Source organism: Mycoplana sp. ABR4_002 (assembly GCF_056159645.1).
This window is the reverse complement of record NZ_JBSWVO010000001.1, coordinates 3,301,945-3,323,358: the sequence shown is the minus strand read 5'-3', so window position 1 is coordinate 3,323,358 and position 21,414 is coordinate 3,301,945. Positions and strand designations below refer to the sequence as shown.

The 21,414-nt window shown below is 65.9% G+C and carries 19 protein-coding genes; 11 read left to right on the top strand and 8 right to left on the bottom strand.

The window, feature by feature from the left end; genetic code table 11:
- Positions 1-17: 17 nt before the first annotated feature.
- Positions 18-437: a hypothetical protein gene (locus ACXAGF_RS15820; RefSeq protein ID WP_475018334.1), complete on the top strand. Its 420-nt coding sequence runs from the start codon at positions 18-20 to the stop codon at positions 435-437.
- A 16-nt stretch (positions 438-453) separates the two neighbouring features.
- Here ACXAGF_RS15820 and ACXAGF_RS15815 read toward each other — a convergent pair whose 3' ends face one another.
- Positions 454-1,233, bottom strand: a complete 780-nt coding sequence (locus ACXAGF_RS15815) for a gamma-glutamyl-gamma-aminobutyrate hydrolase family protein (protein WP_475018333.1) — start codon at positions 1,231-1,233, stop codon at positions 454-456.
- A gap of 63 nt (positions 1,234-1,296) precedes the next feature.
- A complete protein-coding gene (locus ACXAGF_RS15810) occupies positions 1,297-1,554 on the bottom strand; it encodes a hypothetical protein (protein WP_475018332.1) in 258 nt (85 codons plus the stop codon).
- Between the two features lie 201 nt (positions 1,555-1,755).
- Between ACXAGF_RS15810 and ACXAGF_RS15805 the strand changes: the two genes are divergently transcribed.
- From ACXAGF_RS15805 to ACXAGF_RS15780, 6 genes are all read left to right on the top strand, one after another.
- Complete coding sequence (locus ACXAGF_RS15805; protein ID WP_475018331.1) at positions 1,756-4,068, top strand: putative bifunctional diguanylate cyclase/phosphodiesterase; 2,313 nt, start codon at positions 1,756-1,758, stop codon at positions 4,066-4,068.
- A gap of 168 nt (positions 4,069-4,236) precedes the next feature.
- On the top strand, positions 4,237-5,007 hold the full coding sequence (locus ACXAGF_RS15800) for an N-acyl amino acid synthase FeeM domain-containing protein (RefSeq protein ID WP_475018330.1): 771 nt from the start codon (positions 4,237-4,239) through the stop codon (positions 5,005-5,007).
- Positions 5,008-5,219: 212 nt separating this feature from the next.
- Positions 5,220-5,444 carry an aa3-type cytochrome c oxidase subunit IV gene (locus ACXAGF_RS15795; RefSeq protein ID WP_475018329.1) on the top strand — a complete coding sequence of 75 codons (225 nt, stop codon included), beginning with the start codon at positions 5,220-5,222 and terminating at the stop codon, positions 5,442-5,444.
- 82 nt (positions 5,445-5,526) lie between these two features.
- The gene (locus ACXAGF_RS15790; protein WP_475018328.1) at positions 5,527-6,678 is read left to right on the top strand and encodes a Re/Si-specific NAD(P)(+) transhydrogenase subunit alpha; all 1,152 of its coding nucleotides are present in this window, start codon (positions 5,527-5,529) and stop codon (positions 6,676-6,678) included.
- Positions 6,678-7,088 carry a proton-translocating transhydrogenase family protein gene (locus ACXAGF_RS15785; protein WP_475019320.1) on the top strand — a complete coding sequence of 137 codons (411 nt, stop codon included), beginning with the start codon at positions 6,678-6,680 and terminating at the stop codon, positions 7,086-7,088. Before ACXAGF_RS15790 ends, ACXAGF_RS15785 begins: the two co-directional genes overlap by 1 nt.
- 11 nt (positions 7,089-7,099) lie before the next feature.
- Positions 7,100-8,497, top strand: a complete 1,398-nt coding sequence (locus ACXAGF_RS15780) for an NAD(P)(+) transhydrogenase (Re/Si-specific) subunit beta (RefSeq protein ID WP_475018327.1) — start codon at positions 7,100-7,102, stop codon at positions 8,495-8,497.
- 147 nt (positions 8,498-8,644) lie between these two features.
- Here ACXAGF_RS15780 and ACXAGF_RS15775 read toward each other — a convergent pair whose 3' ends face one another.
- Together ACXAGF_RS15775 and rpsU are read right to left on the bottom strand one after the other, a co-directional pair.
- Entirely contained in the window at positions 8,645-9,520 is an 876-nt protein-coding gene (locus ACXAGF_RS15775; RefSeq protein WP_475018326.1) for a tetratricopeptide repeat protein, read from the bottom strand.
- A 303-nt stretch (positions 9,521-9,823) separates the two neighbouring features.
- Positions 9,824-10,051, bottom strand: coding sequence for a 30S ribosomal protein S21 (gene rpsU, locus ACXAGF_RS15770; RefSeq protein ID WP_475018325.1), 228 nt, complete (start codon positions 10,049-10,051; stop codon positions 9,824-9,826).
- 323 nt (positions 10,052-10,374) lie between these two features.
- Between rpsU and ACXAGF_RS15765 the strand changes: the two genes are divergently transcribed.
- The 4 genes from ACXAGF_RS15765 to ACXAGF_RS15750 are packed head-to-tail and all read left to right on the top strand — an operon-like array spanning position 10,375 to position 15,563.
- Positions 10,375-11,628 carry a sarcosine oxidase subunit beta gene (locus ACXAGF_RS15765; RefSeq protein ID WP_475018324.1) on the top strand — a complete coding sequence of 418 codons (1,254 nt, stop codon included), beginning with the start codon at positions 10,375-10,377 and terminating at the stop codon, positions 11,626-11,628.
- A gap of 56 nt (positions 11,629-11,684) precedes the next feature.
- Positions 11,685-12,032, top strand: coding sequence for a sarcosine oxidase subunit delta (locus tag ACXAGF_RS15760; protein WP_475018323.1), 348 nt, complete (start codon positions 11,685-11,687; stop codon positions 12,030-12,032).
- On the top strand, positions 12,029-15,022 hold the full coding sequence (locus ACXAGF_RS15755) for a sarcosine oxidase subunit alpha (protein WP_475018322.1): 2,994 nt from the start codon (positions 12,029-12,031) through the stop codon (positions 15,020-15,022). The genes ACXAGF_RS15760 and ACXAGF_RS15755 overlap by 4 nt, the downstream gene beginning before the upstream one ends.
- Positions 15,015-15,563 (top strand): sarcosine oxidase subunit gamma, encoded by a 549-nt coding sequence (locus ACXAGF_RS15750; protein ID WP_475018321.1) that lies wholly within the window; start codon positions 15,015-15,017, stop codon positions 15,561-15,563. The genes ACXAGF_RS15755 and ACXAGF_RS15750 overlap by 8 nt, the downstream gene beginning before the upstream one ends.
- 153 nt (positions 15,564-15,716) lie before the next feature.
- On the opposite strand, the gene ACXAGF_RS15745 is transcribed toward ACXAGF_RS15750, so the two are convergent.
- The 4 genes from ACXAGF_RS15745 to glgA all read right to left on the bottom strand — a co-directional run bounded on the left by ACXAGF_RS15745 (position 15,717) and on the right by glgA (position 21,405).
- Positions 15,717-16,205: a MaoC family dehydratase gene (locus ACXAGF_RS15745; protein ID WP_475018320.1), complete on the bottom strand. Its 489-nt coding sequence runs from the start codon at positions 16,203-16,205 to the stop codon at positions 15,717-15,719.
- A gap of 128 nt (positions 16,206-16,333) precedes the next feature.
- Positions 16,334-18,331, bottom strand: coding sequence for a glycogen debranching protein GlgX (glgX, locus tag ACXAGF_RS15740; protein WP_475018319.1), 1,998 nt, complete (start codon positions 18,329-18,331; stop codon positions 16,334-16,336).
- 2 nt (positions 18,332-18,333) lie between these two features.
- Complete coding sequence (locus tag ACXAGF_RS15735) at positions 18,334-19,962, bottom strand: alpha-D-glucose phosphate-specific phosphoglucomutase (RefSeq protein WP_475018318.1); 1,629 nt, start codon at positions 19,960-19,962, stop codon at positions 18,334-18,336.
- Between the two features lie 3 nt (positions 19,963-19,965).
- Positions 19,966-21,405 (bottom strand): glycogen synthase GlgA, encoded by a 1,440-nt coding sequence (gene glgA, locus ACXAGF_RS15730; RefSeq protein ID WP_475018317.1) that lies wholly within the window; start codon positions 21,403-21,405, stop codon positions 19,966-19,968.
- Between the last annotated feature and the right edge of the window lie 9 nt (positions 21,406-21,414).

Below are 21,414 nucleotides of genomic sequence, written 5' to 3'. Positions count from 1 at the left end.
GATTTCGGAGAGCGCCAATGCGAAAGCTGATCCTGCCGGCTGCCGGCACCCTTGTCCTGCTTGCCGGGATGTGGTCGCTTGAGGCGGGATCTTCGCCGCACGTCGATCCGGTCGTGTCCGGCTCGATTGCCAAGGCGGCGAAGCCGGCCGTTGGAAAGCTGTTCTCCCTTTCGAATATCCAGAGCGACACCGCGTGCCTCGCCTCGCGCGGCGAACGGCTGACGAACCACAGCATGCGCTTTGTCGTCTCGGCGGACTGTGCGGGGGTCTGGCCGGGCCTGCCGGAAGCGGTGACCTGGGTGGAGACCGGCGACGGCACCGTCGTCGTCGCCGACCTTTCGGGCGATGCGATCCTGACGCTGGCGGAGGCCGACGGGCTTTCCTACGAGGTGCTCGACCCGCCGAACGCGCTGATCACGGTCAGCGCCGCCAACTGATGCCTCCGGACGGGCTTCAGCCGGCCGCCTGGCGAGGCTGCCGGAGAACCTTCGCGGCGGCATAGGCGCGTACGGCCTCGCCGAACGCGCCGAACAGCCGGTTCGAGGGCTCGTCCGGCCCGACCCAATACTCCGGGTGCCACTGCACGCCGACGGCAAAGGCCTTGGCGCCGATCACCGACACGGCCTCGATGGTGCCGTCCTCGGCAATCGCCTCGACGGCCAGCCGTGGCGCCGCGGCCGAAATCGCCTGCCGGTGCAGGGAGTTGACGCGGACCGTGCCGGCGCCGATGACGGAGGCGAGGCAGCTCCCCTCCTTGACCAGGACATCCTGGCGGATGCCGTAGGCGAGGTCGAGGTCGGGTGTGTCGGGTTTGCGGTGGTCCCAGTTGCCGGGGATCTCCTGGATCTCGTTGGCCAGCGTGCCGCCCAGGGCGACGTTCAGCTCCTGCAGTCCGCGGCAGATCGCCAGGAGCGGAATGCCCCGCTCCAGCGCGCGCTTGATCAGCGGCAGCGCCGTCGCGTCGCGGGCCAGGTCGAACGGACCGTCCGACTCGGTGGCTTCGCGTCCGTAGTGCGACGGGTGGATGTTGGTGCGCGAGCCACTTACCAGCAGCCCGTCGACGCGGTCGAGGATCTCGTCGAAGTCGTGTCCGCTCTCGAGCGCCGGCACGAGCAGCGGGATGACGTCAGACCCCTTGACGGCGGCACGGACGTACTGGTTCGGCGTGGCCTGCCAGACGTTGCCTTCGATCTCGCGAATGTCCGCCGGGATGGCGACGACAGGTTTCGGCATGCGGAACTCCGATCGAATGGGCGTGGGCGCCGGCGACTGGCGGCGGTCTGACCAAGCCCGGGTTCATTTGCGCGTACGCGCGGAAAAACCCGGCGCGGCGCTGGCGTTCATAGGCTTGCCGCCAAATTGCAGCCCAGTCAATTCCAAAGCCGCGCCCGAGCGCGAGGTCCTGTCGTCAAAGAATGGCGAATCAGGGGGAGACGGCGGATTTTCGTCGACCAAAGCTAGCATTTGATTTACCAAGTTCACCGGAACCTGCGTCGCGGCCGATGAAATTGGCGTGATGCACCCGGCGCGGGCCGTACTGGCCCGGTGCTTCATTTTCGCATTGTTCTGCTATGTCCGGTTGCGTTTGCACAACCTTTCGGCGGTGAACTGCAAGATCCGGTTGAGCGCTTGATAGAAGGACACGGCATGGGTTGGGGAATGTCGGCGCGTCCGTTGCCCGATCGGGTAATTTCGCGAAATCATTCATTAAATTTTCCCCGGTAACCCTCGCCCGTCAATGGGAGTGCCGAGTCCATGAAGGATCGAGGTCAAAGCACGCTGCCGACGGATGTGTATCTGTCGTTCGTCAGCTCGCTTTACGGTAACCGCCAGACCCTGTTCGTCGGCATGATCTCGCACGTCGTCACCTTCGCGTTCGTGTATGCGAAGACGGCCGACCCGTTCTTCCTCGCCTGCGGCGCCGCCGTCATCCTCATCTGGTCGCTGCGCGCCTATGGCATGCGCCGGTTCGACCTGGTCGACCAGTCGAGCCTGGACAATGACGGCATCCGGTACTGGGAAAACTGGTACAACACCGGTGCGGTGGGCACGACGCTGGTGTTGGGCACGTCCAGCGGATACAGCCTTCTCGTCAGCCGCGACGGTTTTGCGGAACTTGCCTGCATCTCGGTGACGCTCGCCACCATGGTGTCGGTCGTGGGGCGCAACTGCGGCTCGCGCCGTGCCGTCGACTACATGACCTTCTGCGCCTGCTTTCCGATGGTGGTCGGCTTTCTCGGGCTGCAGGACTTCTATCACGCCGTGCTGGCGCTGCTGATCCTGCCGTTCAGCCTGACGACGCGGATGATGGCGAATGGCGTGCGCAGCTTCCTGGAGCGCGCGGCGCTCGCCACGCGTGAAATCAGGACCATCGCTGACCGTTTCGACACGGCGCTCAACAACATGCCGCACGGCCTGCTGATGCTGGATGCCGAACGACGCATCCTCGTCGCCAACCGGCGCGCCTGCGAACTGCTCCAGCTCGGCGACAAGGATCGCCTGAAGGACTGCCATCTCGACGTCGTCCTGCGCTATGGCGTGCGCAGCACTTTCCTCAGCTCGGACCAGAGCAAGGCATTGCTGCAGAAGCTGGACGAACTGCTGAAGGGCGAGCGCTCGCGGGCGCTCGTGCAGGTGACCGACGACTTCTACCTCGAATTTACCGCGAGCCGCCGGGACAACGGCGGCGCGGTGCTGATCTTCGAGGACGTCACGGCGCGCATGCGCGCCGAGAACAAGATCCTGCACATGATCCGCTACAACAGCCTTACCGGGCTGCCGAACCGCACCTATTTCGGTGACCTGGTGCAGCAGACGCTGGCCGAACGCAAGCGGCCGGGGATGGTCGGGTTCGTGGTGCTGGACGTGGACGACTTCAAACACGTCAACGACGTCAAGGGCCATGTCACCGGCGACCGGCTGCTTTGCATGGTCGCCGAGCGCATGCGCAAGGTGGCCGGCGATCGCGCGCTCGTCGGACACCTGATGGGTGACGAGTTCATCCTGTTCTTCCCGAACGAGAGCAACCGCAGCGATCTCGAGGAGCGCATGCGCAGGGTGCACCAGCAGGTGCAGGGAAGCTACGAGGTGGGGGGAACGACCTTCCGGGTCTCGCTCAGCGCCGGCGGCGTCCTCTGCGAGAGCGACGAGTTTCGCATGGAAGACACGCAGATCAAGGCCGATCTCGCCCTGTTCGAAACCAAGTCGCGCGCCAAGGGCGGTTTCACCACGTTCGAGGAAGAGATGGACGCGCGCTACCTCGAGCGCCAGAAGCTCAAGCTGGACCTGCGCGAGGCCGTGTCCCGCAACGAACTGTCGATTGCCTACCAGCCGATGTTCCGCCCCGACGGCTCGCGCATCGAATGCTGCGAGGCGCTGGCGCGCTGGACGCATCCGGAACGCGGGCCGGTGTCGCCCGCCATCTTCATCCAGATCGCCGAGGAAATGGGGATCGTCTCGGATATCACGCGCCTGATGATCGATCGCGCCTGCGCGGACTGCGCGCAGTGGCCCGAGCACATGGGGGTGTCCATCAACCTGTCGGTTCAGGACCTGCGCAACTCCGAAATCGTCGGCGTGGTGTCGGACGCGCTCGTCAAGTCCGGACTGAAGCCGTCGCGACTGCATCTGGAGGTGACCGAGAGCTGCCTGATGGAGGAACCGGTCAAGGTCCAGGCGGTGCTGCAGGAACTGCGCGCGCGCGGCATTACCATTGCGATCGACGACTTCGGCACGGGCTATTCGAGCCTCAGCTATCTGGACGCGCTGCCGCTCGACCTGATCAAGATCGACCGCTCCTTCGTCCGCAACATCAGCGAGGACGCACGCCGGTTCAAGCTCTTGCGGGGGACGGTCAATCTCTCGCGCGAACTCGGCCTGCGCATCGTCGTGGAGGGGGTGGAGACGCGCGAGCAACTGGCGCTGATCAACAAGTACAACTGCGCCGACTTGATCCAGGGCTACGTCTTCGCCGCGCCGATGGCGTCCAGCGCCATCATTGACCTGACCGAAGGGCTCGCCCGCAAGGCAGCCGATGGTCGTGCCAAGGGCGGCCTTCACGTCGCCTGAGCCCTTTCCGATTTCCGCATAGTAGCATACGCTAAAATGTTGATATCATTATATCCACTGGAAATCTGTTAAGGTTAATATCTGGTAATTTACACAAATTGTCCGAAATGATTGAGTGTATGTCTGCGGTACGGCAACCGCAGCCACGCAATCGGGGATTTGTGACTCATGTCCGGCGCGCAATCGGCCACCAATCGATTCTCAGACAAGCTCATGGAACTGCTCGACCGGGTGGAATACCGCCGGGTCGAGACCGGGGAAGACATGGAGGAGGTAGCGCGCATCCGCTACAAGGCCTACAAGGCCGGCGCGGTGATGCACCTGGGCGACGAGGCGCCGCTGCTGATCGACGAGGTCGACTTCGACAGCCACGCCTACGTGTTCGGAATCTATTACGAGGAGCGGCTGATCTCGACCGTGCGCCTGCACCACGTGACGCCGGAACACCGCGTCAATTCCTCCGGCAAGGTGTTTCCCGACGAGATCAACGCCTTTCTGGACGCCGGCATGACGCTGATCGATCCGGTCCGGCTGGCGGCCGACCCGGAGATCTGGAGTGAAATGCCGGCGATTCCCTACCTGACGCTGCGCCTCGCCACGATGGCGACCGACTACTTCCAGGCCGACCGCTGCCTGCAGATGGTGAAGCCGGCCCACTCGGCGTTCTACAAGCGGGTGTTCGACGCGGATTTCGTCGCCTCGCCAAAGAGCAACCAGGGCAAGTTCATCATCGACCTGATGCTGATGGCCACCCGCGTCAAGGAGGTGCTGCCGAAGCTCTACGTCCGCTTCCCCTTCTTCAAGTCGGAAGCCTTCGAACGCCGGATGATGTTCGACCGCGGCGCGGAGATCACCCCGCTGACGGTCCGCCCGACCGCCCGACTCGCGCATTTCGGCACCAGCCGCATCCAGATTGGCCAGCAGGGCCTGGGTGGCTGACGCAACCGCGCGCTGGAAGGGCGCGCCCAGGCCGCACAACAATTCTCGGGTTGTGGCCCCGTCGCGCGTTGCGCTTTGCCAAGCCATTGTGTAAGGCCAGAGCACGTACGCTTGTGTGCGCGATCGGGCGAAGGGTTCTGGTGGCCTGCGCCGGATGAGTGGTGCGTTCCCGGTTGTTCAGGGCCGGGGGCGCGGAGACAGGAGACGATAGCATGGCTGAACATCATTCCGGACCGGTCGAAATGGGTGCTCCGATGGACTATGCCGAGCACGAGAAGACCTACAATCTATTCCTCAACGCGACCAAGTACGGCACGATGTTCTGCGTGACGCTGCTGATTGCCATGGCGGCTGCCTTCTTCACCGCCGCCGGCTTCTTTTCCGCTCTCTTCCTGCTGATCGTCCTCAACGTTCTCGGCTTCGTGCTCCTGCGCTAAAGGAGACGTCCTCGAACTGTCGAATGCTGCGCCCGGTTCCGGGCGCACGGATCTAACGCGACCAGGCTGAGGGGGATGGCGTGTGAGTGGGACTGTGTTCGTTGCGCGGGAGAGTGATCCTGCGGAAAGCCGCGTTGCGGCATCGATTGAAACCGTAAAGAAAATCAAGGGCCTGGGTTTCGACGTCGTCGTCGAAGCTGGGGCGGGACTGGGCTCGCGCGTCGCCGATGCCGACTTTGAGGCGGCGGGCGCCACGGTCGGCACGGCCGCAGCTGCAAAGAGCGCCGACGTCGTCCTCAGGGTGCGCCGCCCGAACGACAAGGAAATCAAGACCTACAAGCCGGGGGCGATCGTCATCGCCGTGATGGATCCCTACGGCAATGAGCGGGCGCTCGCGGCGATGGCCAAGGCAGGGCTTGTCACGTTCGCCATGGAACTGATGCCGCGCATCACCCGGGCGCAGTCGATGGACGTTCTGTCCTCGCAGGCAAACCTTGCCGGCTATCGCGCGGTGATCGATGCCGCCGAGGAATATGACCGCGCCCTGCCGATGATGATGACGGCCGCGGGCACGGTTCCGGCCGCGAAGGTGTTCGTCATGGGGGCGGGCGTCGCCGGTCTTCAGGCAATCGCGACGGCCAAGCGCCTGGGCGCCGCCGTGACCGCGACCGATGTCCGTCCCGCCGCGAAGGAACAGGTGGCCTCTCTCGGGGCCAAGTTCATCGCCGTCGAGGACGAGGAGTTCAAGGCGGCCGAGACCGCCGGCGGCTACGCCAAGGAGATGTCCAAGGAGTACCAGGCCAAACAGGCCGCACTCGTTGCCGACCACATCGCCAAGCAGGACATCGTCATCACCACCGCCCTGATCCCCGGCCGGCCGGCGCCGAAGCTGGTCAGCCGCGACATGCTGAGGGCGATGCGCTCCGGTTCGATCGCCGTCGACCTCGCGGTCGAGCGCGGCGGCAATATCGAGGGTTCGGTGGCGGGCGAAGTCGTCGATGTCGACGGCGTCAAGGTGATCGGCCATCTCAACATGCCCGGCCGCATCGCGGCCTCCGCCTCGCTGCTCTATGCCAAGAACCTGGTGAACTTTCTCGAGACCCTGGTGGACAAGGAGACAAAGACGATCGCGGTGAAACCGGACGACGAACTGGTCAAGGCGACGATGCTGACCTTCGACGGCGCGATCGTTCATCCGAACTTTGCCCCGGTCCAGCGCAAGGAGGACGCATGATGGCCAACGAACTGCTGGACAAGGCTCTCACCGATCTCGAGCGCGCCGTCGAAGCGGTGCGCGCGGCATCCGAATACGGTCCCGAAGCCGCCGGTGCGATCGCGCACGGCGTCTCCGGCGGTGCGATCGATCCGTTCGTCTTCCGGCTCGCGATCTTCGTGCTGTCGATCTTCGTCGGCTACTACGTCGTCTGGTCGGTGACGCCGGCGCTGCACACGCCGCTGATGGCCGTCACCAACGCCATCTCGTCGGTGATCGTCGTCGGTGCGCTGCTCGCCGTCGGCATATCGCTGTCGGGGATCGCCACCGGCTTCGGCTTCGTCGCCCTGATCCTTGCCTCCGTCAACATCTTCGGCGGCTTCCTCGTCACCCAGCGCATGCTGGCGATGTACAAGAAAAAAGAGAAGTGAGGTCGCGCTGAATGTCCCCGAATATCGCAGCCTTCCTCTATCTCGTCTCCGGCGTGCTGTTCATCATGGCGCTCCGGGGGCTGTCGCACCCGACCACCAGCCGGCGCGGCAACCTGCTCGGCATGACCGGCATGGCCATCGCCATCGTCACGACGCTGCTGCTGGCAAAGCCTTCGCTCGGCGGGCTCGGGCTGATCGCCGTCGGCCTTGCCATCGGCGGTGGCGCGGGCGCCTATATCGCCCGTTCGATCCCGATGACGTCGATGCCGCAGCTCGTTGCCGGCTTCCACTCGCTGGTCGGTCTGGCGGCTGTGCTCGTCGCCGCAGCGGCCCTCTATTCGCCCTCCGCCTTCGGCATCGGCGAGGTCGGCTCCATTCACGCCCAGGCCCTTGTGGAGATGGCGCTCGGCGTCGCAATCGGTGCAATCACCTTCACCGGATCGGTCATCGCCTTCCTGAAGCTCGACGGGCGCATGTCCGGCAAGCCGATCCTGCTGCCGTCGCGACACCTGATCAACGCGGTGCTGCTCGGCCTGATCGTGTTCTTCATCGTCGGGCTGGCGCTGACCGAGAGCCACTTCAACTTCTGGGCCATCGTACTGCTGTCGCTGATGCTCGGCGTGCTGATCATCGTGCCGATCGGCGGGGCCGACATGCCGGTGGTCGTCTCGATGCTCAACTCCTATTCGGGCTGGGCGGCGGCCGGCATCGGCTTCACGCTCGGCAATCTCGCGCTGATCGTGACCGGTGCGCTGGTCGGCTCCTCCGGTGCGATCCTGTCCTACATCATGTGCAAGGGCATGAACCGTTCGTTCATCTCGGTCATCCTCGGCGGCTTCGGCGGCGAAACGGCGGCCGCGGCGGATGACGGCGTGCAGCGCACGGTCAAGCAGGGCTCTGCCGACGATGCGGCCTTCCTGATGGCGAACGCCTCAAAGGTCATCATCGTGCCGGGCTACGGCATGGCGGTGGCGCAGGCGCAGCACGCGCTGCGCGAGCTCGCCGACAAGCTCAAGGAGGCGGGCGTCGAGGTCAAATACGCGATCCACCCGGTCGCCGGCCGCATGCCGGGGCACATGAACGTGCTGCTGGCGGAAGCGAACGTGCCCTATGACGAAGTGTTCGAGCTCGAGGACATCAACTCGGAATTCGCCCAGGCCGACGTCGCCTATGTCATCGGCGCCAACGACGTGACCAACCCGGCCGCGCGCGACGACAAGACCTCGCCGATCTACGGCATGCCGATCCTCGATGTCGACAAGGCCAAGACCTGCCTGTTCGTCAAGCGCTCGCTCGGCTCCGGCTACGCCGGCATCGACAACACGCTGTTCTACAAGGACGGCACGATGATGCTGCTCGGCGACGCCAAGAAGATGACCGAGGACATCGTCAAGGCGATGAATCACTGATCCGCCGGTCACTGCACCTGGCGAGGGCCGGCGACGCAAGTCGCGGGCCATTCTTCTTTCAGGTCCTGATCGGAGCCGGCCGTTCGGCGACGAAAAAGCCCGCGTGGGTCACGCGGGCCTGAAGCGTTTTGGTGCTGGGATCAGCCCTCAGGCCGGCTTGCCGCGCGTGCGGGCGACGCCGTCCTTGGCCGGCTGGTATTTGGGGTCGAGCTGGAGGGCGTGCGAATAGGACTTGGCAGCCTTGGCCATGTCGCCCTTGCGCTCGTAGATCAGCGCCTGGTTGGCCCAGGACTCGGCAACCCGGCCGTCGAGCGAGATCGCCGTGTTGAAGTCGGCAAAGGCGTTGTCGTCGTCGCCCTGGGCGGCGTAGGAGAGGCCGCGGCCGTTATAGGGCTCGGGCGAGCTCGGCGACAGCGAGATCGCCTTGGAGAAATCCTCGATCGCCGGGCCATGCTGGCCGCGCTTCTGGTAGATCAGGCCGCGGTTGTGGTAGGCGCGCGGATCAGTCGTGTCGAGTTCGATCGCCTTGTTGAAGTCGCGGAAGGCATCATCCACGCGTCCGGCCTGGCGATAGAGATTGCCGCGCCCGATATAGGCGACGTCGTAACTCGGGTTGATCTGCAGCGCCGCGTTGTAGTCGGCGGCTGCCTCGGCCTGATTGCCGAGGTTGCGCTGCACCAGCGCCCGGTTGGCGTAGGCCTGGTAGAAGCGCGGGTTCAGTTCGATCGCGCGGTTGAAGTCGTCGATCGCCTTGCGGAACTCGCCGGCGCGACCATAGGCCGAGCCGCGGACGTTGTAGCCCTCGGGATCCTGGGGGTTGGCGGCGATCACGCTCGTCAGCGAGGAGATGTTCTCGGTGGTGCCCTGAGCGCGCTCGACCCGGATCACATCCGAGGTCGTGGTGCTTTGGCAGGCGGTCAGGAACGCACCTGCGGCTATGACAAGGGCGACGGCGACAGGCCGGCGAAGGCCGGCGACATCGGCGAGGCGAGTGAAGGTCGGATGCCCCGTGGAAGCTGCCATTTTCAAGTTCTGGTCCCTCAATGCGGCGCGGATCCCGCGCCAGATGCTGCAACCGGCCCGGCCGGCATGCGTCCTGCCACAACGTGGCCGTCCATCGGGCAGTCGGCTGGAAAACCCAACGTCGCGGCCTTGGCCGCAAGCCTCATGCGCCCGCTGCCCTGCAGCGCCATGGGCACCCACCCCGCGGCGGATTGAAACGATGCGCGTGCCGCCGGGCATCGGCCCGATGCGCATCAAAAAAGGCGGCGGCGAAAATTCGCCCCCGCCAGACCTTGCATCGGAAAACGTCGAAAAAACGACCGATCAACGACCGCTGCGGCCACCGCTGATCAAGCCCTCGCGCTGGGCGCGCTTGCGGGCGAGCTTGCGGACGCGGCGAACGGCCTCGGCCTTCTCGCGGGCGCGCTTCTGCGACGGCTTTTCGTAATAGTCCCGCATCTTCATTTCGCGGAAGATACCTTCGCGCTGCATCTTCTTCTTGAGAGCGCGGAGCGCCTGATCGACGTTGTTATCGCGGACTAGTACCTGCACGAGAATCCCGTTCCTTCGGTTTGAGTTGGAAGCCTCGATCCAGGTCGACGAGGCAATATATCTGTCATTTCGCAGCCCGGAGGGCGTGCGACTGAGAGGTGCGATAGCAGAACCGTGTACCGAAGTCCAGACGGTGCAGCGGAAAGGCCGGGAAAATTCGGCACACCGGGAAAATCGCCCTGCGACATTCGGCCTCTGGACCCATGTCGCTTGCGACACAAGGCGCGGCGGAATGCGTCGCAAAGAAACCGTTGTAACCTCCCGAGATTTGCTTTCTATCGGCAACACGGAAATCGACCCGGACATATACGGAGTAGAGGCGGATGCGCAAATATTCGGTCTTTGCCGTCGCACGCGAAGCGCTGCGCGGCCACAAGGGATGGGAGCCGCAGTGGGCCTCGCCCGAGCCGCGCAAGGAGTACGACGTCATCATCATCGGCGCGGGTGGCCACGGCCTCGGGACCGCCTATTATCTCGCCAAGGAACACGGCATCACCAACATCGCCGTGCTCGAGAAGGGTTGGCTCGGTGGCGGCAACACCGGCCGCAACACCACCATCATCCGCTCCAACTATCTCTACGACGAGAGCGCTGCGCTCTATAACCACGCGCTGAAGCTCTGGGACAACCTGTCCCAGGACATGAACTACAACGTGATGTATTCGCCGCGCGGCGTGATGATGCTCGCCCACAACATTCACGATGAGCAGGTGTTCAAGCGCCACATCCATTCTAACCGGCTGAACGGCGTCGACAACGAGTGGCTGACGCCGGAACAGGCGAAGGACTACTGCCCGCCGCTCGACATCTCGCGTTCGGCCCGCTATCCGATCGTCGGCGCGGCGCTGCAGCGCAAGGGCGGCACCGCGCGCCACGACGCGGTCGCCTGGGGCTATGCCCGCGGCGCGTCCGATCGCGGCGTTCACATCATCCAGAACTGCGAGGTGACCGGCATCCGCCGCAATGCGGACGGCTCGGTCGCGGGCGTCGAGACTTCACGCGGCCCGATCAACGCCAAGAAGGTGGGCGTCGTCGCCGCCGGCCACACCTCGGTCGTCATGCAGATGGCCGATATCCGCATGCCGCTGCTCAGCTACCCGCTGCAGGCGCTGGTGTCGGAGCCGGTCAAGCCGATCTTCCCGTGCGTGGTGATGTCGAACACCGTCCACGCCTACATCTCGCAGTCGGACAAGGGCGAACTGGTGATCGGCGCCGGCACGGACCAGTACCAGTCCTATTCGCAGACCGGCGGCCTGCACATCATCAACCACACGCTCGACGCGATCTGCGAACTGTTCCCGATGTTCAACCGCATGAAGATGATGCGCTCCTGGGGCGGCATCGTCGACGTGACGCCGGACCGCTCGCCGATCCTGGCCAAGACGCCGGTCAAGGGGCTCTACGTCAACTGCGGCTGGGGCACTGGCGGCTTCAAGGCGACGCCGGGCTCGGCCCATGTCTTCGCCCACACGATCGCGCGCGACGAGCCGCACCCGATCAACGCGCCGTTCACGATGGAGCGGTTCCGCACCGGGCGCCTGATCGACGAGGCGGCCGCCGCCGCCGTGGCCCACTGATATCGGAAATCGCCTGCGCCGTCCCGGAAGGATCGTGCCAGGCAGGAGACGACAAGATGCTGCTGATCCATTGCCCCTATTGCGAGGAAGAGCGTCCGGAGCTGGAGTTCCGCAACGCCGGCGACGCGCACATCGTGCGCCCGACCAACATCGCGGACATCTCGGACGAGGAGTTCGAGGCCTTTTTCTTCCTGCGCGACAACGTCAAGGGCCTCATCTACGAGCGCTGGCGCCACATCCATGGCTGTGGCCGCTTCTTCAACGCAGCGCGCGACACCGTGAGCGACAAGTTCGTCACGACCTACAAGGCCGGCCTGCCCAAGCCGGATCTCTCCCCGGCGCCGGTCGCGGCGACGGAGAAGACCGTCGAAACCTATGAAGCTACGGAAGGACTGGCAGAATGAGCGGGGCAAATCGTATCGCAGGTGCAGGCCGTCTCACCCCCGCCCGCAAAGCGCGCTTCACCTTCGACGGCAAGAGCTACGAGGCGCTGGAGGGTGACACCGTCGCCTCCGCGCTGCTCGCCAACGGCGTTCACCTTGTCGGCCGCTCGTTCAAGTATCACCGTCCGCGCGGCGTCGTCTCCGCCGGAGCGGAGGAGCCGAACGCGCTGATCGACGTCGAGCGCGACGCCGCCCGCAAGCAGCCGAACGTGCGCGCCACCGTGCAGGAGGTATTCGACGGCGCCAGGATCAGCTCGCAGAACCGCTGGCCCTCGCTCGCCTTCGACGTCGGCGGCGTCAACAACTACCTTTCGCCCTTCTTCGCCGCCGGCTTTTACTACAAGACCTTCATGTGGCCGAAGAAGGCCTGGGAGAAGATCTACGAGCCGCGCATCCGGGCGGCCGCCGGACTCGGCGTGTCGCCGACGGAGGCCGATACCGACCATTATGCCAACCGCTTCGCCCATTGCGACGTCCTCGTCATCGGCGCCGGCATCGCCGGCCTGTCGGCGGCGCTGGCCGCGGCTGAGAGCGGCGCCCGCGTGATCCTCTGCGACGAGCAGCCGGAGGTCGGCGGCGCGCTGCACTTCGACAAGTCGGTCAAGGTCGACGGCGAGGAGGGTTACGCCTGGGCGCAGACGACGGCCGAGCGGCTGGCGGCGATGGACAACGTCACGGTGCTGACCCGCACGACCGCCTTCGGCTACTACGCCCAGAACTTCGTCGCCCTGGCCGAACGTGTCACCGACCACCTGGCGCGACCGGACAAGAAGCTGCCGCGCGAGCGGATGTGGCAGGTGCGCGCCAGGCGCGTGATCCTCGCCACCGGCGCGATCGAGCGCCACATGGTGTTCGCCAACAACGATCGCCCGGGCATCATGCTGGCTTCGGCCGCGCGCACCTTCCTCAACCACTTCGGCGTTGCCGTCGGCAAGAAGATCGGCGTCTATACCGCCAGCGATTCGGCCTATGAGGCGGCCTTCGACCTGAAGCGGGCCGGGGTGGAGATCGCCGTGATCGTCGACAACCGCACCAAGCCGGGCGAGGCCGTGCTCAACGAGGCCCGTGGACTCGGCATCGACGTGCTGGTCGGCCATTCGGTCGTCGACACCAAGGGGCATCGACGCGTCTCTTCGATGACGGTCGAGCGCAACGGCGGCGGCGGCAAGCGTGCCTTCGCCGTGGATGCGCTGCTGACCTCGGCCGGCTGGACGCCGTCGGTGCACATGTTCTCGCAGTCGCGCGGCAAGGTCGCCTATGACGCGCAGAGCGGCCAGTTCCTGCCCGGCACCTATGCCCAGGAATGCACCTCGGTCGGCGCCTGCAACGGCACCAGCGGCCTGCAGGCGGCGATCGACGAGGCACTGGCCGCCGGCCAGCTGATGGCGCGCGCCACCGGCAACAAGGGCGGCGGCAAGGTCGAGATCCGCGCCCAGAACGCCTTTGAGTGGTCGGGCGGCATGGCCGGTGCGGCCGAAGGGGCGGGCGCGGACGCGAACGTCAAGGCCTTCATCGACTTCCAGAACGACGTCTGCGCCAAGGACATCCGCCTGGCCGTGCGCGAGGGCATGCACTCGATCGAGCACATCAAGCGCTTCACCACCAACGGCATGGCGACGGACCAGGGCAAGCTGTCCAACATCCATGGGCTGGCGATCGCCGCGGAGACCCTGCGTCGCGACATCCCGAAAGTCGGCCTGACCACGTTCCGCGCGCCCTACACGCCGGTGACGTTCGGCACCATCATCAACCACTCGCGCGGCGAGCTGTTCGACCCGGCGCGCAAGACGCCGATCCAAGCCTGGGAAGAGGCGCACGGTGCCGTCTTCGAGGACGTCGGGCAGTGGAAGCGTGCCTGGTACTACCCGCGCGCCGGCGAGACCATGCACGAAGCGGTCAACCGCGAGTGCAAGACCGTGCGCGAGGTGGCGGGCCTGTTCGACGCCTCGACGCTCGGCAAGATCGAGGTCGTCGGCCCGGATGCGGCCGCGTTCCTCAACCTGCTCTATACCAACGCGTGGGATACGCTGAAGCCGGGCCGCTGCCGCTACGGCATCATGCTGCGCGAGGACGGTTTCGTCTATGACGACGGCGTCGTCGGCCGCATCGCCGAGGACCGCTTCCACGTGACCACCACCACCGGCGGCGCGCCACGGGTGATGCACCACATGGAGGACTATCTCCAGACCGAGTTCCCGCACCTGAAGGTGTGGCTGACCTCGACCACCGAACAGTGGTCGGTGATCGCTGTGCAGGGGCCGAAGGCCCGCGAGATCCTTGAGCCGCTGGTCGAGGGCATCGACCTTTCCAACGAGGCGTTCCCGCACATGAGCGTGCGCGAGGGCAAGATCTGCGGCGTGCCGACGCGGCTGTTCCGCATGTCGTTCACCGGCGAGACCGGCTACGAGGTCAACGTTCCCGCCGACTACGGCCAGGCGGTCTGGGAGGCGATCTGGGCCCGGGCCGAGCCGATGGGCGCCTGCGCCTACGGCACGGAGACGATGCACGTCCTGCGCGCCGAGAAGGGCTACATCATCGTCGGCCAGGACACCGACGGCACGGTCACGCCCTATGACGCGGGCCTTGGCTGGGCGGTGTCGAAGAAGAAGCCGGACTTTGTCGGGATCCGCGGGCTGAAGCGCCCAGACCTCGTCGCCGAAGGCCGCAAGCAGCTTGTCGGCCTGAAGACCAAGGATCCGAAGGTGGTGCTGGAGGAGGGCGCGCAGATCGTCGACGATCCGAACCAGCCGATTCCGATGAAGATGCTCGGCCACGTCACCTCGTCCTACTGGTCGGAGAACTGCGGGCGGTCGATCGCGCTGGCGCTCGTCGCCGGCGGGCAGGCCCGCATGGGCCAGACCCTCTATGTGCCGATGCCCGACCGCACGATCGCGGTCGAAGTCACCGACATGGTCTTCATCGACAAGGAAGGAGCACGCCTCAATGGCTGATCAAGCACTGCGCAAGGCCGCGCTCGGCGGCTTTCACGGCGGCTCCGCCGCCGCCCATGTCACCGCCGCCGGGCCGGCCACGCGCCTGTCGCTGCGGGCGGCGCCCGACGCGCTCAAAGCGCTGTCACGGGTGCTCGGCGTCGAGCTGCCGACCAAGCCGAAGAGCTCTGCGTCGAAGGACGGTCGCCATGCCCTTTGGCTCGGACCGGACGAGTGGCTGCTGATCGACGAGAAGGGGGCCGATCTTGCCGCCGCGGCGGCAAAGGCGAACGCGCTGCACTCGGCCGTCGACGTCTCCCATCGCAACACCGCGATCCTCGTCGCCGGACCGAAGGCGGCCGAGGCCGTCGCGAGCGCCAGCCCGCACGACCTCTCCCCGTCCGTGTTCCCGGTCGGCGCCTGCGCGCGCACCGTGCTCGGAAAGATCGAGGTGATCATCTTCCGCACGGACGAGCAGGACTACCGCATCGAATGCTGGCGGTCGTTTGCACCCTATGCCTTCGGCATGCTCGCCGAAGGCGCCGAGGACGCGGGTCTCTGAGCGGGCGTGCCCGGCCGGACGCTTTGCGGCGGCCGGGGCTTCCGTCGATGCATGAAAGAAGAATGGCGGTTTGCCGTGAAGGCGATCGGGGGCCGTGAACGCGACAGCGCCAGGGCACGTGGCACATTGTGAGTTCAAGCCGCCTCGGCAGTGTCAGGCGTCAGCCGGGCGGTCCTTGGGGTCGAACTGGATGATCGTCTGCCAGGTTGCCGTCAGTGCCGGTTTGCGTTCGTTCTCGATGTCGACGGTCACGTCATAAGTGCACATCAGCATGCCCGCGCCCCGGAAGCGGGCCTCGGCCATCGTGAAGCGGCCGCGCACGCGCGCGCCGCATTTCACCGGCGCCATGAAGCGCACCTTGTCGAAGCCGTAATTGATGCCCATCGTCTGCTCGATCACCCGCGGCAGGCAATCGTAGTTCATTGCCGACAGCAAGGACAGCGACAGGAAGCCGTGGGCGATCGTTCCGCCGAAGGGGGTTTCCTCGGCGGCGCGCACGGGATCGGTATGGATGAACTGGTGGTCCTGCGTCGCCTCGGCGAACCGGTCGATCATGGTCTGATCGACCGTGAACCACTTGGACACGCCGATCTCCTGGCCGACCAGGTCCCTGACCTCACCAAGATGGATATCGCGCGGCATCGACAGACCTCTCACCCAGCAACTTTCCAGCGATGTGTAGCGCATGGATCGCGGAATCGTAACCCCCGTTCTTCGCCGTGATTTGCATGCGGAACAGGTGCTTGCGAAGGTCCGGAACGCCCCTCGGATCAGGCTTGTTCCACGAGGATGTCGAGACTGCGCGGCGCCATCAGTCCCGGTGGCTCGTCGGAGTCGGCGAGGAGGCCGAGCCAGACCCTGCCGTCTGCCGGGGGAAGCCGCACCGGTACCGGGTCATGTCCCCTGTTGACGCAGATGGCGAGGCGGACGATTTCCTTGCTCTCCGCGTCCGGGGTGGTCAGCACCATCACGAGCGCGGCGGCGGCCGGCGTCTCCCAGTCGCCCACCTGCATTGGCGCGCCGTCGGGCCGAAGCCATTCGACGTCGCCGCAACCGTCGAAGAAGGCGGTCCGGGCCAGCGCGCCGAAGCGCCGGCGGATCTGGGCGAGCCTTCCGGTGTGAGCGATCAGGTCCTGGTCCAGCGCGGTCCAGTCGAGCCAGGCGGTCTCGTTGTCCTGGCAGTAGGCGTTGTTGTTGCCGCGCTGGCTGCGCCCGCCGTCGTCGCCGGCAGTCAGCAAAACCGTCCCTTTGGAGACGAACAGGCTGGCGAGCAGCGCCTTGACGTCGCGCTTTCGGGCTGCGCGCACCAAGAGATCGCCGGATTGTCCTTCGACGCCGTTGTTCCAGGAATGGTTGTCGTTGTGGCCGTCGCGGTTGTCCTCGCCGTTCGCCTCGTTGTGCTTTGCGGCATAGGACACGAGGTCCATCAGGGTGAAGCCGTCATGCGCGGCGACGAAATTGACGCTGCGGGTCGCCATCTGTCCGGCGCGCTGGAAGATGTTCGAGGAGCCGCACAGGACGGTGGCGAAGGCACCGAGCCGGCCGGCATCGCCGCGCCAGAACAGGCGTGTGTCGTCGCGGAACCGGTCGTTCCACTCAAGGAAGGGTGGCGGAAAGTTCCCCAGCTGGTACCCGCCCGGGCCGATGTCCCAGGGCTCGGCGATCAGGACGCGATCGCCGAGAACGGGGTCGGCCAGCATTTCAGTGAACATGGCGGCCTTCGGGTCGAACGCCTCGGGGCTGCGCCCGAGTACTGCCGCGAGGTCGAAGCGGAAGCCGTCGATGCCGGCGTGGACGACGAAGTGGCGCATGGTGTCGAGGATCAGCTGCCGCACGACCGGATGTTCGCAAGCCAGCGTGTTGCCGCAGCCCGTGTCGTTGGTCAGTTCGCCGGGGCGCCCGGGCAGGTGACGATAGTAGGCGAGGTTGTCGAGCCCGCGCATGGACAAGGTGGTACCGAAACGATCGCTTTCGCCGGAGTGGTTGAAGACGAGGTCGAGAATGACGCCGATGCCCGCGCCATGCAGCGCCGCCACCGTGGCCGCAAGTTCGGTCATGCCGCCCGGCGCGAGCCGTGGGTCCACCGCCATCAGCGCGATCGGGTTGTACCCCCAGTAGTTGTGAAGTCCGAGCGGCGGCAGATGGCGTTCGTCGATCCAGGCGACGATCGGCATCAGTTCGACCGCATCGACGCCGATGCGCCGCAGGTGGGCGAGCACGGCCGGGTGCGCCAGCGCTCCGACGGTGCCGCGCATTTCTTCGGGAATATCCGGGTGGCGCATGGTGAAGCCGCGCACGGCGATCTCGTAGACGACGCCGCCCGGCCGGAAGAGCGGGGCGGCGACCGGCGCCGGCCGGTCGAGCGTGACGATGGCCTTCGGCACGAGATCCGCCGTGTCCTCGCCACGGCGCGCGAGGCGGGGGTCGTGGACGAAGCGCCGGTCCAGTTGCTTGGCATAGGGATCGACCAGCAGCTTGGCCGGGTCGAACCACAGCCCATGGTCGGGCGAATAGATGCCGTCGGCGCGCAGGCCGTAGCGAGTTCCCGGACCCGCTCCGGCGACGAACGCCCGGTGCACGTTGTTGGCGTCGCGCTGCATCGGCACGCGCCGGATCTCCCGCTCACCCGCGTCGTCGAACAGGCACAGGTCAAGCCGCGTAGCGTCGCGCGAGGCGGCGGCAAAGGCGACGCCGCCGTCGACGACGGTTGCGCCAAGGCGCTCCGCCGGCATTGGCGCGGCGGCGGCGGCGGGGAAGGGCGCTGCCATGCTCAGGTGATCACGCTCGGGGCGTCGCGGCCGGTGCGGGCCTTGATGCCGGCGATCTCGTCGGCGGCGGCGATCAGATCGGCCAGCGCCTCCTGCGTATCGATGTCGTGACGCGAGGCGTCCGGCTCGTAGCGCTCGAGATAGACGCGCAGCGTGGCGCCCGACGTGCCCGTGCCGGACAGGCGGTAGACGATGCGCGAGCCGCCCTTGAACAGGATGCGAATGCCCTGGTTCTTGCTGACCGACTGGTCGATCGGGTCGTTATAGGCAAAGTCGTCCGCCTCTTCCACGACCAGTCCTTTGAAGCTCTTGCCGGGCAGGTCGGCGAGCCGCTCGCGCAGCGACGCAATCAGGCTGTTCGCTGCGCTCGCATCCACTTCCTCGTAGTCATGCCGGGAATAGTAGTTGCGGCCGTAGGTCGCCCAGTGCTTGCGGACGATGTCCAGAACGCTCTCCTTGCGGGCCGCGAGGATGTTGAGCCAGAGCAGCACGGCCCACAGCCCGTCCTTCTCGCGCACGTGGTCGGAGCCTGTGCCGGCGCTTTCCTCCCCGCAGATCGTCACCTTGTCCGCGTCGAGCAAATTGCCGAAGAACTTCCATCCGGTCGGCGTCTCGTAGAGGCCGATACCCAGTTTCTCGGCAACCCGGTCGGCCGCCCCGCTGGTCGGCATCGAACGCGCAATGCCGGAGAGGCCCTTGCTGTAGCCGGGCGCGAAATGGGCATTGGCGGCGAGCAGCGCCAGGCTGTCGGACGGCGTGACGAAGATGCCGCGGCCGATGATCAGGTTGCGGTCGCCGTCGCCGTCGGAGGCCGCGCCGAAGTCCGGGGCATCGTCGGCCATCATCGCCTCGTAGAGCGCGCGGGCATGCACGAGGTTCGGATCGGGATGGTGCCCGCCGAAGTCGGGCAGGGGAACGAAGTTGAGGACCGAGCCCTTGGGCGCACCGAGGCGATTCTCGATGATTTCCTTGGCATAGGGGCCGGTGACCGCGCTCATGGCGTCGAACACGACACGGAAACCGCCCTTGAACATGGCGCGGATCGCGTCGAAGTCGAACAGTTCCTCCATCATCTCGGCGTAGTCGGTGACCGGGTCGACGACCGTCACGGTCATGCCGGCGACGGTCTGCGTGCCCTCGAGGTCGAGATTGATGTCCGCCACCTCGGCGATCTTGTAGCGATCGATCACCTTCGAGCGGGCGTGGATCGCATCGGTGATCTTCTCCGGCGCGGGGCCGCCATTGCCGGTATTGTACTTGATGCCGAAGTCCTCCGTCGGGCCGCCGGGGTTGTGGCTGGCCGACAGGATGATGCCGCCGAAGGCCTTGTACTTGCGGATGATGTTGGAGGCTGCGGGCGTCGACAGGATGCCGCCGCGCCCGACCAGAACCTGGCCGAAGCCATTCGCAGCCGCCATCTTGATGGCGGTCTGGATGACCTCGCGGTTGTAGAAGCGACCGTCACCGCCGATCACAAGGGTTTTGCCGGCGAACCCTTCCAGGGAATCGAAGATCGACTGGATGAAGTTCTCGGCATAGTTCTCCTGCTGGAAAACGGGCACCTTCTTGCGCAGGCCGGAGGTGCCTGGCTTCTGGTCGTCGTAGGGCTTGGTCGAAACGGTCTTGATCATGACTTAGACTCTTGCAAGGAGGCTGGAATAGAGGTGGGCATAGCGTTCTGCGCTGCGTTCCCAGGAAACGTCTGATTTCATTCCCTGATTCTGCAGCCGTGCCCATACCTTTGGCTCGGAAAATGCGTCCAAAGCGCGGCGAACGGCAAAGCGCAGGCCGTCGGCGTTCACCGGGGCGAACTGAAAGCCGGTGCCGACGCCGATCGATAGCGCCGCCGGGTTGGCATCGATGACGGTATCGGCGAGGCCGCCGGTGCGGGCGACGATCGGCACGCAGCCGTAGCGCAGGCCGTAGAGCTGGGTCAGCCCGCACGGCTCGAAGCGCGACGGGATCAGGATGGCATCGCCGCCGGCCTGCATCAGATGGGAGAGCGGTTCGTCGTATCCGATGACGATGCCGATGCGCCCGCGATGGCGCGAGGCGGCGGCCAGCAGCGCCCCTTCAAGGCCCTGGTCGCCCGAGCCGAGCACGGCCAGCTTGCCACCCTCGGCCACGATCCAGTCGGCGACCTCGGCGATGAGGTCGATTCCCTTCTGCCAGGTGAGGCGGGAGACGACGCAGAAGAGCGGGCCGCCATCCTCGCCAAGGCCGAAGCGCTGATGCAGCGCCTTGCGGTTCCTGGTGCGGGCGCGCAGGGCGCCCGGGCCGAAGTTGGCGGCGATATGCGGGTCTGTCCTCGGGTTCCACACGGTCGTGTCGATACCGTTGACGATGCCCGTCAGTTCGTCCGCGCGGGCGTTGATCAGGCCCTCCAGCCCCATGCCGAACGCCGCGGTGGTGATTTCCTGCGCATAGGTCGGGCTCACCGTCGTGACCTCCCAGGCCGTGCGCAGACCACCCTTCAGGAAGCACACGTCGCCGTAATATTCGAGCCCTTCGACGCTGAAGGCGTCCGGCGGCAGGCCCAGTTGCGGGAAGATGTCCGGGCCGAACTGGCCCTGGAAGGCGAGATTGTGCACGGTAATGATGTTGGGGATGTGCCCCAGGCCGGTGTAGCGCATGTAGACCGGCGTCATCGCCGCCTGCCAGTCATGCGCATGGACGACCTCGGGCACCCAGTCCGGCAGGATGCCGCGGGCGATCTCGGATGCGGCGTAAGACAGGGCGGCGAAGCGCTTCCAGTTGTCGGGGTAGTCCTTGCCGGTCGAATCGACATAGGGGCCGCCGCTGCGGTCGAAATAGGCCGGCGCATCCAGCACGAGCATGTCGAGCCCGGCGTGCCGGGCGGCGAGGATGCGCATCTCGTCGCCGAAGACGCTGGGCAGCGCCGCCAGCTTCCGCGGCTTGACGAGCTGCTCCATCACGGCCGGATAGCCTGGCAGGAGCGTGCGCATCCGCACGCCGTTGCCGTCTAGCGCCAGCGGCAGGGCGCCGGCGACGTCGGCAAGCCCACCCGTCTTGATCAGCGGAAATACCTCGGACGCCACCGAAAGCACGTTCATGGAGGGACC